17 protein-coding genes and 1 pseudogene are annotated in these 15,124 nt (G+C 69.5%); 14 read left to right on the top strand and 4 right to left on the bottom strand.

What is annotated here, in order from left to right:
• Window positions 1-176: 176 nt before the first annotated feature.
• Complete coding sequence (locus QMK34_RS43695) at window positions 177-824, top strand: NPCBM/NEW2 domain-containing protein (RefSeq protein ID WP_326420726.1); 648 nt, start codon at window positions 177-179, stop codon at window positions 822-824.
• Window positions 825-885: 61 nt separating this feature from the next.
• On the opposite strand, the gene QMK34_RS43690 is transcribed toward QMK34_RS43695, so the two are convergent.
• Window positions 886-2,649, bottom strand: a complete 1,764-nt coding sequence (locus QMK34_RS43690) for a protein kinase domain-containing protein (RefSeq protein WP_326420725.1) — start codon at window positions 2,647-2,649, stop codon at window positions 886-888.
• A gap of 266 nt (window positions 2,650-2,915) precedes the next feature.
• Here QMK34_RS43690 and QMK34_RS43685 point away from each other — a divergent pair, with 266 nt between their 5' ends.
• Window positions 2,916-3,200, top strand: coding sequence for a hypothetical protein (locus tag QMK34_RS43685; RefSeq protein WP_326420724.1), 285 nt, complete (start codon window positions 2,916-2,918; stop codon window positions 3,198-3,200).
• Between the two features lie 30 nt (window positions 3,201-3,230).
• The gene (locus tag QMK34_RS43680; RefSeq protein WP_326420723.1) at window positions 3,231-3,494 is read left to right on the top strand and encodes a hypothetical protein; all 264 of its coding nucleotides are present in this window, start codon (window positions 3,231-3,233) and stop codon (window positions 3,492-3,494) included.
• Here the strand turns inward: QMK34_RS43680 and QMK34_RS43675 are convergent.
• Window positions 3,481-5,694, bottom strand: coding sequence for a helix-turn-helix domain-containing protein (locus tag QMK34_RS43675; protein WP_326420722.1), 2,214 nt, complete (start codon window positions 5,692-5,694; stop codon window positions 3,481-3,483). The genes QMK34_RS43680 and QMK34_RS43675 overlap by 14 nt on opposite strands.
• Window positions 5,695-6,102: 408 nt before the next feature.
• On the opposite strand from QMK34_RS43675, the gene QMK34_RS43670 reads away from it, so the two are divergent.
• The 10 genes from QMK34_RS43670 to QMK34_RS43625 all read left to right on the top strand — a co-directional run bounded on the left by QMK34_RS43670 (window position 6,103) and on the right by QMK34_RS43625 (window position 13,528).
• Window positions 6,103-7,092 (top strand): hypothetical protein, encoded by a 990-nt coding sequence (locus QMK34_RS43670; protein ID WP_326420721.1) that lies wholly within the window; start codon window positions 6,103-6,105, stop codon window positions 7,090-7,092.
• Window positions 7,093-7,282: 190 nt separating this feature from the next.
• Complete coding sequence (locus QMK34_RS43665) at window positions 7,283-7,420, top strand: hypothetical protein (RefSeq protein WP_326420720.1); 138 nt, start codon at window positions 7,283-7,285, stop codon at window positions 7,418-7,420.
• A gap of 118 nt (window positions 7,421-7,538) precedes the next feature.
• Complete coding sequence (locus QMK34_RS43660; RefSeq protein ID WP_326420719.1) at window positions 7,539-8,117, top strand: TerD family protein; 579 nt, start codon at window positions 7,539-7,541, stop codon at window positions 8,115-8,117.
• A 46-nt stretch (window positions 8,118-8,163) separates the two neighbouring features.
• Entirely contained in the window at window positions 8,164-9,252 is a 1,089-nt protein-coding gene (locus tag QMK34_RS43655) for a DUF475 domain-containing protein (protein WP_326420718.1), read from the top strand.
• 11 nt (window positions 9,253-9,263) lie between these two features.
• The gene (locus QMK34_RS43650; protein WP_326420717.1) at window positions 9,264-9,851 is read left to right on the top strand and encodes a TerD family protein; all 588 of its coding nucleotides are present in this window, start codon (window positions 9,264-9,266) and stop codon (window positions 9,849-9,851) included.
• A 41-nt stretch (window positions 9,852-9,892) separates the two neighbouring features.
• On the top strand, window positions 9,893-11,113 hold the full coding sequence (locus tag QMK34_RS43645) for a toxic anion resistance protein (protein WP_326420716.1): 1,221 nt from the start codon (window positions 9,893-9,895) through the stop codon (window positions 11,111-11,113).
• A 5-nt stretch (window positions 11,114-11,118) separates the two neighbouring features.
• A complete protein-coding gene (locus QMK34_RS43640) occupies window positions 11,119-11,574 on the top strand; it encodes a hypothetical protein (protein ID WP_326420715.1) in 456 nt (151 codons plus the stop codon).
• On the top strand, window positions 11,574-12,137 hold the full coding sequence (locus QMK34_RS43635; protein ID WP_326420714.1) for a TerD family protein: 564 nt from the start codon (window positions 11,574-11,576) through the stop codon (window positions 12,135-12,137). The genes QMK34_RS43640 and QMK34_RS43635 overlap by 1 nt, the downstream gene beginning before the upstream one ends.
• A complete protein-coding gene (locus QMK34_RS43630) occupies window positions 12,134-12,817 on the top strand; it encodes a hypothetical protein (protein ID WP_326420713.1) in 684 nt (227 codons plus the stop codon). The genes QMK34_RS43635 and QMK34_RS43630 overlap by 4 nt, the downstream gene beginning before the upstream one ends.
• Window positions 12,818-12,853: 36 nt before the next feature.
• Window positions 12,854-13,528: a hypothetical protein gene (locus tag QMK34_RS43625; RefSeq protein ID WP_326420712.1), complete on the top strand. Its 675-nt coding sequence runs from the start codon at window positions 12,854-12,856 to the stop codon at window positions 13,526-13,528.
• A 59-nt stretch (window positions 13,529-13,587) separates the two neighbouring features.
• Here QMK34_RS43625 and QMK34_RS43620 read toward each other — a convergent pair whose 3' ends face one another.
• Window positions 13,588-14,118: a DUF6069 family protein gene (locus tag QMK34_RS43620; RefSeq protein ID WP_326420711.1), complete on the bottom strand. Its 531-nt coding sequence runs from the start codon at window positions 14,116-14,118 to the stop codon at window positions 13,588-13,590.
• 232 nt (window positions 14,119-14,350) lie between these two features.
• On the opposite strand from QMK34_RS43620, the gene QMK34_RS43615 reads away from it, so the two are divergent.
• Window positions 14,351-14,851, top strand: a complete 501-nt coding sequence (locus QMK34_RS43615) for an ATP-binding protein (protein ID WP_326420710.1) — start codon at window positions 14,351-14,353, stop codon at window positions 14,849-14,851.
• Between the two features lie 95 nt (window positions 14,852-14,946).
• On the opposite strand, the pseudogene QMK34_RS43610 reads toward QMK34_RS43615, so the two are convergent.
• Window positions 14,947-15,124 (bottom strand): annotated as a pseudogene (locus QMK34_RS43610) (peptidoglycan-binding protein); the annotation flags it as partial.

The following is a 15,124-nucleotide window of genomic DNA, read 5'->3' as shown; positions in this document are numbered from 1 at the left end:
CTCAACGGCACCAACGCCATCAAACGAACGACCGAACGGATCGCCCGCAGCCCACTCAGAGCGCTCGCTATCATCGCTACCGTACGCAACCAATGTCACTCAACGTGATCTTGCCTTTGCCGTGCCTCCCACGCGCCACCCGGCGCATTCTTCCGGTCGTTCTGCCCGGCCGGCGCATGGAGGAAATCCCGTCTTTCCTCAACGCGCATTCCACCACGCGGTACGTCATCACGGAATTCACCATGGACGGGATCAGCGAGTTACTGGTCGCGTTCACCGGGGTCGCCCGTTTCACCCTGCCGAAAATGGGCCCCTATCGGGGCGCGGAACAGCCGAAAGGGCAACGCCCGAACCGGACCAAGGCGCCCAGTCCGTTCCTGCTGACGACGACGCTGGAGCCGGTCACCCGTGGCTCGGACATCCAGCTGACCGGCGCCGAAATCGACGGCCTGCACCGCGGCGACAGCATCGTCTACCAGCCCTCGATGTTCGCCCACGAGCCGCGCGGGGTGATCGAGTACAACCTCGCGCGGCGGTTCAGCCGGTTCGAGGCGGTCGGTGGGGTGCTCGACGACGCGGCGGAGGCCGGGCAGACCGGGTACTTCCAGGTGTTTCTCGACGGGGTGGCCCAGCCGCAGGCCGAGGTGCGGATCGGCAAGCCCGCGTGGATCGCGCACGACGTCACCGGGACGCTGCGGCTGCGGCTGGTCGCCTACCGGGCGGGCACCACGGTGCACCCGATGATGGCGGGCGCGATGCTCGCGGGCGGACGCTCGAACAAGCTGCCCGCGCTCGCCTGGGGCAACCCGACCCTGTTCGAGTAGGGACGGAAGCTGCCCGGTCCGCCGAGGGGCGGACCGGGCAGGCGGGCGGGACGACCCCGGCTCAGCCGGTGGGCGTGGCCGAGGTCGCGGCGGGCACCTCCCCCGGCAGGCCGAGCAGTTTCGCCTCACCGAGGTCGAAGGCGTCGTTGCCGGTTCCGGCGCAGTCCTTCGACTTCACGGCCTGCCAAGAGATCTTCAGCCGCAGCACCCCGCTGAGGTCGAGGTCGACCGGGGTCAGCTTGCCGAGCTCCAGCGCCGTCGACAGCAGTTTGCGGCCGTCACCGAAGATCTCGACCTGCACCTTCAGGTCCGCGTCCCCCGAGTTGTCGTCCATCCCCGCGGCGGCGACGAGGCGCCGGTAGCCCTTGGAGACGTTGTATTCCACCGCCCCCGGCTCGGAGCAGGGCGACACGCCCCTGGACACGGTGCGCTGGTAGGTCTGACCGGCCACCGCGCCGGTCTGCTTGACGTTCGTCCAGTTTCCGCTGACCGGATCCAGGTCGCTCAGATACACCTCGACGGGCGCCTGCGCGACGGTGAGCACGATGTGCCCGTTCAGCGCGGCCCCCGCCTTCGGCTCCTGCGCGATGACCGTCCCCGGTTCGGCCGTCTGCTCGACCGACCCGACCGTCTCCACCCGGACCCCGGCGCCGAGCAAGTCCTGTGCCTGGGCGAGCTTCTTGCCGACCAGTTCGGGGGTGACGGCCGGAGCCGCGGTCATGGCCGGTACGGGTGCGACGGCGGCGGACGGCACCGCGGAGGTGCCCGGCGCGGCGGACGGCACCGCGGGCGCGGCGTCGTCGGCGGACGAGCCGAACGTCGTCAGCGCGGTGATCCCGCCGCCGAGGACGACCGCGGCGACGATCAGGATCGGCACCACTTTCTTCTTCCGGCGCGGGGGCGGGGTGTAGAACGGTTCGCTGGACAAGTCTTCTCCGATCCTCGGCGGAGGCTGGGCTCCGGCGGTTTCCCCTTGCGGTGCGCCGGGATCCGGCCGCGGAGGCCGCGTGAGGCGCGCGCCGACGGGGCTGGTGGCGAGGTCCGGCTGCATCGCGTTCAGCACCGCGGCGGCCCGGTCCGCCGCCGGGCGGACCCGGGGATCCATCGCGAGCAGCACCCGGATCAGCTCCCACAGCGGTTGCGGCAGATCCGCGGGGCGCCCGGGTTCCTCCCCGGCCCGGCGCACGAAACCCCCGGGAAACGGGGGCACGCCACAGGACAGTTCGTAGATCACCACACCGAGCGCGTACAGATCGGCGGCCGGGGTGGGCTCGGCGCCCGCGACGACCTCGGGCGCCGCGTACCTCGACGCGGTGAGGAGCGAACCGCGGGCCGGGTCCGCCTCGGGACCGAGCCGGAACACCCCGGCGTCGGTCAGTTTCGGCACCCGGACGGCGTCGGTGTCGTCCATCAGGACGTTCTCCGGCCGGAGGTCACCGTGCACGGCCCCCGCCTCGTGCACGACGTGCAGCGCGGTCGCGATGCCGCACGCGATCCGCGCGATCTCCTTCGGCAGCAAGGTTCCCGACGCGGTGAGCCGGTCACGCAGTGAACCGCCGGAGACCCGGTCGAGGATCAGCACGACGGTTTCGCCGTCGATCACCAGGTCGTGCAGTGTCACCAGGTTCCCGTCCGTCAGCCCGGCCAGCACCGCCTGCTCGCGCAGGAACCGGACGACGGTCCCCTGTACCTGGGCCAGCCCGGCGGGCAGCAGTTTGCAGGCGAACTCCTGCCCGCCGGGGCCGGTCCCGGCCCGGACCTCGCCCAGCGAGCCCCGGCCCAGTACTTCGCCGAGCCGGTACCGGCCGGCAAACTCGGGTTCCATTTCTGTTCGCCTCTCCTCATTCAGTGCGTAGTCATGGCCGTTGGATCGCCGGTCACCGGGTTTTCGCTACGAGTGCGGGACAACGATCGGGAAAGTGTCCGGCTTTTGGCCAGTTTCCAGAGGGAAAAAATCATGTAATGGGCTCATCCCGTATCTGCCTAACGCGACACATTCCCGACAACAAACGGCCACCGCGCAACACGGCGTGAACCGGAGGCGACTCTGCGGGAAACCGAAGCACGGAAACACGATGCGAAGGAAGGGCGATGAAAATCAGCAGAAACGCGGTGCCCGCGATCCTGGTGACCTTACTGCTGGGCGGGGTCACCACGGCGTGCGGTTCGGACCCGCTGAGCGTGACCTGCGAGGAATACCTGCAGAAACCCGCGGCGGAACAACTCGACCTCGCCACCCGCTGGTCAGCGGCGTACCACGACCAGGTCACCGCACTGGACAGGATCGCGGGCCCCGGCTACCGGAGCAAGTTCCTCGAGTACTGCCCCGCACATCCCGACGACGAGTTGAAGGAACTCCAGCTGTCCTTCCACTGACCGCACGGACCGTCGACCCAGGAGGAAAAAATGAGTACCGAAGCACAACCGCCCGCGGGATCCGCCCGGGCCACCGCGGTGGCACATCCCTACGGCCAAGGAAAGCGAGCGTTCTACGGCACGCTCTGGACACTGTGGACGGTCGGCCTCACGATCGCCGGCTGCACCGTGATCTCCGGCGCGTCGGTCTTCACCGGACTGCTCCTGCTCGCACTCGCGGGAGTGACCCTGCGCTACACCTACCGGATCTGGACGTGGCAGGCGCGAAGGCTCATCTTCTTCATCGTCTTCTGATCGGGCGCGCCGGCCCGGTCAGCTCGAGGTGGCTCCTGGCCTCCCCGAGCACGACCGGATCGAGGGTGACCCGGTAGGCGGCGGCTTCGGCCCAGTACCGGGCCGCGGCCTCCGGATCACCCCGGCTGGCGGCGACGTTTCCCAGCCCCAGCAACGCTCTGGCCCGTTCGTACTCACTACCCGCCAGGTCGGCCAGCTCGGCCGCCTCGGCGTAGCGGCGTCCCGCGTCCTCCCAGCTGCCCGCTCCGAAGTGGACCCAGGCGAGGCAGGTGACCGACATCGCGAGATCCACCGGGAGCTGGGCGAGGCTTCGCGCCTCGTCGGCGTGGAGGCGCGCTTCGGGGAACCGGTTCAGCGCGGCACACGCGAACGCCAAACCCCGCAAGGCGATCACCACGTTGCGGATCCGGCCCGCGTCGCGGTAGAGCGCCAGCACCGCGGTCAGGTCGTCCAGTGCCGCGGCCGCGTCGCCCCGGTAGAGCCGGGCCCAGGCCAGGCTGGACAACGCGTCGGTGGCGCCCCGCTCGTCGCGCGACCCGGCGAAGCAGACGCGGGCCCGCTCGTGGAGGAGGACCGCCTCGTCGAGGTCGCCGGACTCGACACAGGCCATGCCGAGGTTGTTGAGGATCATGCCGGTCGCGCTGAGGTCGCCCGCCGCCTCGGCGGCCTCGAGCGCACGCCGATGAGTGCGGATCCACGGCTCGAAGAGCCTCTCTCGGAAGAAGAAGGCCCTGAGGATGAAGGCCAGCTGCCAGCAGTGCCGGTACAGCCGGTGGTCGGCGGCCAGCTCGACGACGCCAGCCAGCCCTGGCCACTGGGCACGCTGCCAGGCGAGCGCGCCGTCCGCGTCGACATAGGACAGGTGGGCCGGGCGCGGGCAGTCCAGCTCGGGGCGGAACCGGTGCGGTTCGGCGAGTTCGTCCGCGGCCGCCACCGCGGCCACCGTGTGCCCGACCAGCCGGGCAGCGGCCGCGCGCCGCTCCGCCTCGGCGATCTCCGGCAGCGCGTACCGCACGGCGAACCTGCGCAACAGGTCGTGCAGCTCCACCGCCCCCTCTGCGTCGCGCGAAACCAGATGAGCGTCGTGCAGCCGATCGAGCAGGCGGTCGGCTTCGCCCGCTTCGAGACCGGCCAGCGCGTCGATCGACACGGCCTCCGCGGGCGCCGCGGGATGCAGGGCGAGCAGGCCGAACAGGCGGCGTTGGTCCGCCGGAAGTGCTTCGTAGGAAAGGGCGAAGGCAGCGGCGACACTGCGCTCGCCGTCGTCCAGTGCCGCCAGCCTGGTCGTCTCGTCGGCCAGCCGGTCGCGGAACCGGGTGGCGCTCCAGCCCCCGGCGACGAACCGGGCGGCCGCGATCCGGACCGCCAGCGGGAGCAGTCCGCAGTGGCCGACGATCTCGGCCGCCACGGTCTCGTCCTCGGGGGCCCGGTCACCGGCGATCGAGCGCAGCAGCGCCAGCGCGGCCGGGCGCGACAGGGTCGGGACCGGGATGTGCCGGGCGTCGTCCAGCGCGGGCAGCCTGCCCCGGCTGGTGATGAGCACCCGGCACGACTGTTCGCCGGGGATCAGCGGGCGGACCTGTTCGGCGCTGCGCACGTTGTCGAAGACAAGCAGCATCCGGCGGCCGCGCAGCCGGTCGCGGAACAGGTTGGCCAGGCCGTCCTGATCCGCGGGAACGGGCCCGTCCCCGACGTCGAGCAGGCGCAGTAGCCGTCTCAGGCCTTCTGAAGGCGAGAGCAGCGGGACTCCCGGTGTGTGGCCGTGCAGGTCGAAGAAGAGGCAGCCGTCGGGAAAGGCGTCCGCGGCAAGCCGCGCCGCCGCCACCACGACGGCCGTCTTGCCGGCGCCCGCCATCCCGTGCACCACCCCGACCCGGAGGTCGCCGGGCCCGCGCAGCAACGTCGAAAGCGCGGCGAGTTCGGCCTCGCGCCCGACGAAATGGCGGGTGTCCTCGGGCAGGCCGACGATCCCGCCGCTGCGCCGCGCCGGGGACGCCGGGTCCACGGCCAGTGCCAGCAACTCCCCCTGGGCGGCGAGCGCCCGGTCGCAGGCTTCGGCGAGACCGCGGTTGACCCTCGCCTTGCCGTTCTCGACCTTGCTCAGGTAGCCCTTGGTGAAATGGACGGCCGCGGCGAGCGCCGTCAGCGACATCCCGGCCGACTGGCGGCGACGTCTCACTTCCGCTCCGAATTCAGGCATACCGCGATGATCCCGTGGCGGACGGGAAAAGGAAAGGCCGGCCGGTGGGCTTGCCACCGGCCGGCGGGTGCCGCTCAGCCGAACACGAGGGCCAGCAGGCTGATCGCGGCGAAGATGTAGTGGGTGTGCATGGGGATCCCCCTCTCTCAGAATGGTCACGACGCCGATGGAATGCGTTTCCGATCTGGCGGAGAAGCTCGAATGACTTCACCTGCACTAGCGTCGTTCCCATTCCGGGAAGAAAGAATACCTTTCCTGTTGACTGCTTTGTAGAAAACCGGGAAACCGGCTTTATCGTGCACTGTTTCCTTTTTCCGGAAACCCCGGGAAACCGCGCGAGGAAGTCGCCGCGACGCGGCCGGGGGCGAGTACACTCACCGATCGAAGCGGCGAGAGGGAGGCGGCAGCTTGGAGCAGAAGACGTCCACCACGAAGATCGACGCCCTCATGACCGAGCTGAAGGTCCTGCGCAAGGGCCTCGGTGTCCAGGCGAAGTCGCTGCCCAGCGCGGTGGGCACGCACCTGCGCGAGGCCTGCGGCGTGGTCGACGGCGACACCCCCGGCCAGGTGCGGGAGAAGGTCGTCACCACCCTGCTGGACCTGATCGACCGGCTGCCCGAGACCCAGCGGCGCACGGCGAAGATCCTGCTCGGCTTCGACGTCGGAGCGGACCAGCGGTACACCGCACGGCTCACCCAGCTGGGCGACGGGGCCGACCGGAACGTCCGCACCATGCAACGGCGCGCGGACGACGTCATCTACCTCATCGCCGAGGCCGCCTGCTCCCGCTCCGCCACGGGCACGCCTGCTTCACGAGCCGCCGCGATCGGCGAAGGCCCTTGGCACACGTCCACGCTGGAAGTCAGCATGGTCCTGCTGGACGTCGGCGCCGAGGTGTTCGAGACGCGGCGGATCGTCAGCCACGTGCCGGGGCTCAAGGAGATCGAGCACAGCATTTCGCTGGCCCGTCCCGCGCCCACCGGCGAGCCGCTCGACCTGATCGGCCTCGGCATCGACGTCGTCTCGGGCGGCGAGGTGCACTCCGAGCGCATGGTCTCCTCGACCAGGGTCGCGTTCCAGCTGCGGCCGCCCCGCGCGCTCGACGCCGGGGACGAGCACGACTTCTTCTTCCGCATCCGCGTTCCCGTCCTGCTCGCGCCGTTCTACTGCTGCACGCCGGAATTCAGCTGCGAACGCTTCGAGCTCAATGTCCGGTTCGATCGCGCCCGGCTCCCCGACCGCGTCTGGCGGATCGACGGCGAGCTCTCCAAGGACGCCGAGGACTCGTTCCCCATTCGCGAGCAGCTGACGGCGAGCAGCTCCGGCGAGGTCCACGCCGACTTCCGCGACCTGCGCCCGGCCCGGTCCTACGGCATCGGCTGGCACCCCTCGGCCTGATCTCGCCGAGACTCCACTCACCGAGTGGTCCCTGAAGGCCACCATGACGGCGTTAGACGCCGTCGCGTGGGGACGCCATCAAGGATGGCCTTCAGGGACCGTCGAATCCGATTCGTGCCCACCCCCACCACGATGCACCACCGCGGCCGGGAATGGACCCTCGAATACCCGACAAAAACACGACAATGTGATGGCAGACACCGACACCGGCATCAATTCGTTGCGCGGCCGGTGTTCACTCTTCGGCAGCGGTACACCGAAGAAGAAACCGTCGAACACGGAAACCGCACCTGTTGGTTTGTTTTCGCCGACATTCGGCAAAACGTGACGATTGGATGAAGGAGCACACCGCCGGTAACAGCCGGCCAGGGCCCAGCGACATGGGTGATGCCATCCGCCGGAACGCGGTGAAACCGCCATAAAAACCTATTCACCAGGAGGACACCATGGGAATCAGCCTGACCAAGGGCGGCAACGTGTCGCTGACCAAGGAGGCACCCGGACTGACCGCGGTGACCGTCGGCCTCGGCTGGGACGAGCGCACCACCAGCGGCGAGGAGTTCGACCTCGACGCCAGCGCCATCGCCCTCAATGCCGAGGGAAAAGCCTTGTCCGACAAGCACTTCATCTTCTTCAACAACCTGACCAGCCCCGACGGTTCCATCCGGCACACCGGGGACAACCTGACCGGCGGCGGGGACGGCGACGACGAGCAGATCAAGGTGGACCTGGCGCACCTGCCTGCCGAGATCGAGAAAGTCGTGTTCCCCGTTTCGATCTACCAGGCCGAAGGGCGCGGGCAGGCATTCGGCCAGGTCCGCAACGCCTTCATCCGGGTCGTCAACCAGGCCGACGGCAGTGAGATCACCCGGTACGACCTTTCCGAGGACGCCTCGAACGAGACCGCGATGATCTTCGGGGAGATCTACCGCAACGGCGAGGACTGGAAATTCCGCGCGGTCGGGCAGGGTTACGCGGCCGGGCTCGCCGGTATCGCCAAGGACTACGGGGTCAATGTCGTCTGAGTAATTCCACGCCGCCGGAGAACCACAGAAAGACGCGAGGAAGCAAATGCTACTGAAGACATTCGGCGGGGCTTTCCTCGTCACGGCCGGAGGCTTGGCACTGGCCCTGTGGTACGGCGGAACCACCGGTTTGGCCGTCGCCGCCATTCTCGCGGTGCTGGAGATCTCGCTCTCCTTCGACAACGCCGTGGTGAACGCCACCGTGCTCGGCAGGCTCACCGAGAAATGGCAACGACTGTTCCTGACCGTCGGCGTGCTCGTCGCCGTCGTGGGCATGCGGTTGCTGTTCCCGGTCGTGGTCGTCTGCGTGACGGCCAAGCTGTCCCCGGTCGCGGCGTACCACCTCGCGATGGCGGGCGGCGACCTCCACACGCCCGGCTCGTACGCCGCCGTGCTGCACGAGGCACATCCCGCGATCGCGGCTTTCGGCGGCGTGTTCCTGCTGATGCTCTTCCTGAACTACATCTTCGAGGAACGCGAGCTCACCTGGCTGTCATGGCTGGAAAAGCCGCTGGCCAGGATCGGCAGGCTCAAGCAGCTGTCCGTGGTGGTGGCGGGCGGGGCTCTGCTGCTCACGGCGAATTTCCTCGCACCGGGCGACAAACCGGTCAGTGTGCTGGTGTCCGGGGCACTCGGCCTGATCGTCTTCGTGCTCGTCAACGGCGTCGGCGAGCTGTTCGAGCCGGACCACGAAGGCAGCGCCCCCGGGCTCGTCAAGGTGGCGGGCAAGGCCGCGTTCTTCCTCTTCCTCTACCTGGAGGTCCTGGACGCGACGTTCAGCTTCGACGGCGTGATCGGCGCGTTCGCCATCACCTCGGACCCGGTCGTCATCGGGATCGGGCTCGGCATCGGCGCGATGTACATCCGGTCCCTGACCGTCTTCCTGGTCCGCCAGGGAACGCTCAACGAATACGCCTACCTCGAACACGGGGCGCAGTGGGCGATCGGCGCGCTGGCCGTGCTGCTCCTGCTGACCATCAGATACGACGTGCCGGAGATCGTGACCGGCTTGATCGGCGTCGGGTTCATCGGCACAGCCCTGCTGTCGTCGATCATCCGCAACCGGCGCGCGTCACGGACCCTGCGCGAATCCCGCGGGTTCGAACCGAAACCCCTCCGGGTTTCCGCACACTGAGGACGGACATCATGACCGTGAGCCTGAGCAAGGGCCAGCGTGTGTCGCTGACCAAGCACGACGGCGCGACCCTGACCCGGGTCCGCATGGGACTGGGCTGGGACGCGATGAAGAAGCGGGGCTTCTTCGGGATGAAGAGCCAGACGATCGACCTCGACGCCTCCGCGCTGCTGTTCGACGCGGGCGGGCACCTGGTCGACCAGGTCTGGTTCAACCAGCTCAAGAGCCTCGACGGCTCGGTCCGGCACACCGGGGACAACCTGACCGGCGACGGGGACGGCGATGACGAGTCGATCACCGTCGACCTCGCCCGGCTGCCGCGCAAGGTCGCCGCCATCGTCTTCACCGTGAACTCGTTCACCGGTCAGAACTTCTCGCAGATCGAGAACGCCTTCTGCCGCCTGGTCGACGAGTCGAACGCCACCGAGATCGACACCGAGATCGCCCGCTACGACCTCACCGGCTCGGGCAGCCACACCGCGCAGATCATGGCGAAGCTGAGCCGCGACGAAGCCGGCTGGTCGATGACGGCGATCGGCTCGCCCACCTCCGGTCGGACGTTCAAGGACCTGCTGCCGACGGTGTCGCGCCACCTGTAGACCGTCCCCGACATCCCCGCCACCCGGAGGAGGTTCACCCGATGTCCGAGCTCGACCTCAACGCGAGTGCGGCGCCCGCCGCACCGGAGACATCGTCCACCAGCGCGCTCTTTCTCCGGCCCCCGCCGCCGGTCCAGGTCGTCGACCAGGAGGAGGCCGCCGGCGCGGTGCCACTGGAACAGGCCAAACAGGCCGAACTGCGCCAGAAGGCCAAGGCGTTCGCCGCGGACCTCGCCACCCTGGACGTCAACTCCCCCGCCTACACCCAGAAGATCAACGGGATCACGACGATGGGCGAGCGGGACATGCGGGCGGTGGCGGGGATGTCGAACCGCATGCTGGACCGCCCGGCGGCCTCGCTCGGCGGCAAGGGCAAGCAGCGTGACGACGCGCAGTCCCGGGTGTCCGGCACGCTGATCGACCTGCGGTCCACGATCACCGAACTCGACCCGAACCGCGCGGATCTCAAGGGCGTGCGGAAACTGCTGAAGTTCCTGCCCGGCGGCGACCGGATCGACCGCTACTTCGCCAAGTACGAATCGGCCCAGGCACACCTCAACGCCATCATCAGGGCGCTGGACTCGGGCCAGGACGAGCTGCGCAAGGACAACGCGAGCATCGACACCGAGAAGACGACCATGTGGACGACGATGGGCAAGCTGAGCGAGTACAACGAACTCGCCGGTGCCCTCGACGTCGAGGTGGACCAGCAGATCGCCGAGCTGGAGGCGCGGGGCAGGAGCAAGGACGCCGACACCCTCAAGGCCGACGCGCTGTTCCCGATCCGGCAGCGCCGTCAGGACATCATGACGCAGATGGCGGTGGCCGTGCAGGGTTACCTCGCGCTGGATCTGGTGCGGCGCAACAACATCGAGCTCATCAAGGGGGTCGACCGGGCGCAGACCACGACGATCTCGGCGCTGCGGACGGCGATCATCGTGTCGCAGGCGCTGGCCAGGCAGAAGCTGGTGCTGCAGCAGGTCTCGGCGCTCAACACGACGACGTCGGCGCTGATCGAAGCGACCTCCCGGCAGCTGCAGGTGCAGGGCGCCGAGATCAACCAGCAGGCCGCGTCCTCGACCATCGAGGTCGCCAAGCTCCAGGCCGCGTTCGACAATGTCTTCGCCACCATGGACGCCCTCGACACCTTCCGCGTCCAGGCCACCGACTCCATGGCACAGACCGTGAACGCGCTCCAGGGCCAGATCGAGCGGGCCAAGCCCTACCTCGAGCGGACCCGGCGACGAGAAGCCGTCGGCTGAGCCGCATGCACTGGTTCCGAAGGGACGGCGAACCCGTCGCGCGGCCGGTGGCCGATCCCGATCCGGCCGACGACCCTGGCGTTCTGCTCGCCGAGGCGGCCACGTTCGCGCGCTACGTCAACGCGAGCGCCGGACGGCTGCCTGGCGACGCGGTGGTGACCGCGCGGGAGATCGGTGACGTGCTCCGCGAGGTCATCGGCACCGCGCGTTCGCTGGACATCTACACGGCCGTCACGGTCACCGGCCTGCTCACCGACCACCTGCCCACGACACTGCGGACGTTCCTCACCGTCGGCAGTGCCGGGCGGGCGGCGGCCGACGCCCTGCGGGAGCAACTGGATTCCCTGCTGCACGAGGCGGTTTCCCTGCGGGAAGCGGCTCGGGCGAGGGACGCCGACGCGCTGGCGACCCAGGGGAACTTCCTGCGCACCAAGTTCTCGAACTCCGATCTGGACCTGTGATGACCGAGCTGAAACGCGGCGCGAACGTGGCGCTCACCCGGGAGATCCCGGACCTGCCAGGACTCGTCGTCGGGGTGCGCTGGAAGAGCGGCGCCGAGCGGATCCTCGACGAAAACCTGGTCGTCGCCGCCGTCCTCTGCGACGCCGGTGGCAAAGCGCTGTCCGCGGAGCATTTCGTGTTCTTCAACCAGCTGGGCGAACCCGGCCTGTCGGTGAGCCTGCTGGAGCAGGTGCTGGGTGAGGACGCCGAACAGGTCGAAATCGACTTCGCCGCGGTGCCCCCGGCCATCAGCCGGATCGTCGTCGTGCTCTACCTCAACGAGGGCACCGGGCTGCGGCGCAGCCTCGGCAGGCTCCGGGAGCTCGGTGTCCGCGCGCTCGACCCGCGGGACAACCGGGAGCTCGTCCGGTCGGAGAACCTCGCGGCCGTGCTGAACGGGGAGACCGCGCTGTCGCTCGGCGAGGTCTACCGGCACCACGGCGGCTGGAAGTTTAAGGTGATCGGCGAAAGCTACCCGGACGGCGTGCTCGGGCTGGCCAAGGACTACGGGGTCCCGTTGTGAACACGGACCCGCACGGCGCGCCCGCCCGGACGGACCTGCCGTTCCTTCGCCGCCGCACCCGCCGTGCCCCGGCCGCGCCAGTTCCGTCCACTTTGGACCTGTCCGCCACCACGATCGACACCGTGGAGCCGCCACGGCGTCCGGCGCGGGTGGCCGGCCGAGCGCGCTCCGGCGGCCGGACCGTGCTCGCCCCGGACGCGCCGACGGTCACCCTCACCCGCCTGCAGAGCGGGATCGGCGTCCTGCGAATAGCGGCGAACGCGCCGGACCTGCTCCGGCTCGGCTGCGCGTACGCCCTCGCCGACGGCAGCAACGCGGCCGTCCGGCACGACGACGCGACGTCAGCGCGCGCTCCGGTCGTCGCCGCCGACCGGCGGCGGCCCGACCTCCTCACCGTCGACCTGCGCCAGAGCCGCAAGCTGAAGCGGATGATCGTCTACGGCGTCGCGGCCGGGGATCCCCCGCCCGGCCACGAAGGCGTCCTCACCGTGACGACCTGGGGCGGCACCCGCCTCGAACTGCCACTCGAACCACCCCCGCCGCTGGGCGTGACGGTGTACCTGTCGATCTACAACATCGACGGCGAGTTCGTCGTGCGCGCCGAGTCGGACCCCCTCGACGGGCCCGTCCGCGCCGCCTGGCAGGCGTACGGCTTCGACCGGATCACCGCCGCCGGGTAGGGCGGCGGACCAGCCACCGAGAAACAGGAGCGAGTCATGAACCACGTGGATCTGGCAGGACGAACGGCCGCGCTGCTGGCCGGGCTGCTGTCCAATTCTTTGAGCGGCGACGCCGACACAGCGGCGAACCGGCTCTTCAACCTGGTGTCGGGAAGGCTTGTCCGCAAAGGAGAATCCTGGGTGTTGCAGAACCTGCAGACCGATCCCGGCTCTCGGCACGCCCGGAACGCGCTGGCCCAGCGACTCGGCCCGGAGCTGACGGACGACTCCTTCCGCCGCGAGGTGAGTGCCTGTCTCGACCAGTCCGCCACCACCACCTCGGGGAGTTTCGCGCAGCACGCGGGGCGGGACAATTTCGGCGCGGGCCGGGATCTCCGCGTCGATCAGAGCGAGCGGACCAGCAACACCAAGAACCACTTCGGCGGCATCGTCACCGCCGTGGTGGCCGTCGTCGCGATCATCGCCCTCGGTTTCGGCGCCAAGGCGGTGGTCGGGAAGCTCTCGGACTCGCTCGGGCCCTCACTGGACTCCGGCTCGACCTGCGCCCAGTTCCTCCAGGCCGATTCGGCGGCACAGGTCGCGGTGATGAAGAAGCTCTACCTGGCGGCCGGTCACGCCGACCGGGCAGGCGATCCCTTCATCCTGCAGAACGCGACCTACTCCTGCGGGCAGTCCCCGAACCTGAAGCTCGGCACGCTGGCCGCCCGCTGAGAATTCCACTGTCGGATCCCACTGGCGGATCCCACTGTCCACAGTGGAGCAAGAACGGCTCAGCGGTCGTAGTACGAGGAAGGCGGGTCCTGGTTCCACTGGCGGGTCGGCGCCTGCGCGTCGGTCGCTCGCCTGCGTTTGTGCAGCGTGCGCGCGCTGGCGGCCATGCTGCTGACGACCATGGCGATGACGAGGCCGAGCGCCAGGTTGATCACGGCCGTGGCGTACTTCGCGCTCGGCTGGACGGTCAGCGTCAGTGGCAGGACCACCGCGATCAGCGTCACCAGCACCATGATCCAGGCGAAGAACTGGCCGGGCGCGGGGGTGGCGACGCTGAGCAGGTGCATCAGCCCGGTCGCGAGCAGGGCCACCACCGCCGCGACGATCGCGTAGGTGGTCGTGCTGGCGTTGCCCCACACGCCTTCGCCCTTCGGCGCGAGGACCTCGACACCGAAGATGCCCCGCGCGATCAGCAGGCCGACGACGGCCAGCAGGGCCGCCACCACCGCCGAAGCGACGCCACCAGCCCACAACCGGCCCGCGTCCAGCCCGGGACGCTCGTACCGATCGTTCTGGCTGTAGTCGGACATCAGGGACCTGCCTCCGTCGCGAACTGACCGCACCTCTCTTCGACGATTGTCGCGCGTTCCGGCGTCGCCCGCCTGTTCGCTCATCCCGGCGAGTGGGGTGATACGTCTTCTTTGTCGTACCCGCGCCGCGGTAACGACCGCCCGATATCGCGCCCGGCCAGGGGAATGGCATGATGCGTGACCCGGACGGACTCCGCGGGGGCGGGGCCGAAGACCGACGAGGAGGTCCGGCTTGACCACGCACACCACCCAGGTGGACGATCTCCAGCTCGTGGCGCAGCCGAGCGCGCTCCCCTGCACCGAACTGTTCGTCCGCCTGATCCTCATGGACTGGTCGCTGCTGCCGATGCTGGCGCAGGTCACCGCCACGGCCGGGCGGCTCGTGGGCGCGGTGGTCGACGCGAGCAGCGCCGCGGCGCCGGCGTTCATCACCGTGCGGTTGCGCCTGCAGGGCGAAATGCTCGTCATCGAGGTCGACGACGACCTGCCGGACCTGGCGCCGCCGCGGTCCACCCCCGGGGAACGGACGGGGGTGGACCGCCACGCACCCCACGGCCGGACCACGTGGTGCGAGCTGCCGCTGCCCGGCGGGCTCACCGCGGGGCAGGTGCGGCTGCCGCGGCGCGAGGGCCGCCGGACCCTGGTGGACGAACCGGTTTCCGGTGCCCCGGTGGCCGCGGACCCGGCCGTGCTCGAACGCCTCCTGACCCGCCTCAGCGGCTGGTCCGAATAGACCGAGCCAAGTGCCCCTGAAGGCCACCTTCACAGCGTTTTACGCCGTGAAGGTGGCCTTCAGGGGCAGTCACGGGCCGAGCGTGAGCTCGGCCGTCAGCCGCGCTGGTACTCCTCCCAGGTGAGTTTCGGGGTGACCGCCGGGCCGTCGTCGGCGCCGTGGTTGGCCAGGCCGTTGAACGCGAGGTACTAGTCGCCCGACTGGTGCTGCGCCTCGGCCGACTGGTCGGGGTCGGCCAGCGCGAAGGCGTGGATGTGGTAACCCCCGTCACCC

This window comes from Amycolatopsis sp. H20-H5, assembly GCF_035828755.1.
In the GTDB taxonomy this organism is placed as follows: domain Bacteria; phylum Actinomycetota; class Actinomycetes; order Mycobacteriales; family Pseudonocardiaceae; genus Amycolatopsis.
Note: the sequence above shows the minus strand (reverse complement) of the source record. Positions and strands in the feature narration are given on the sequence as shown.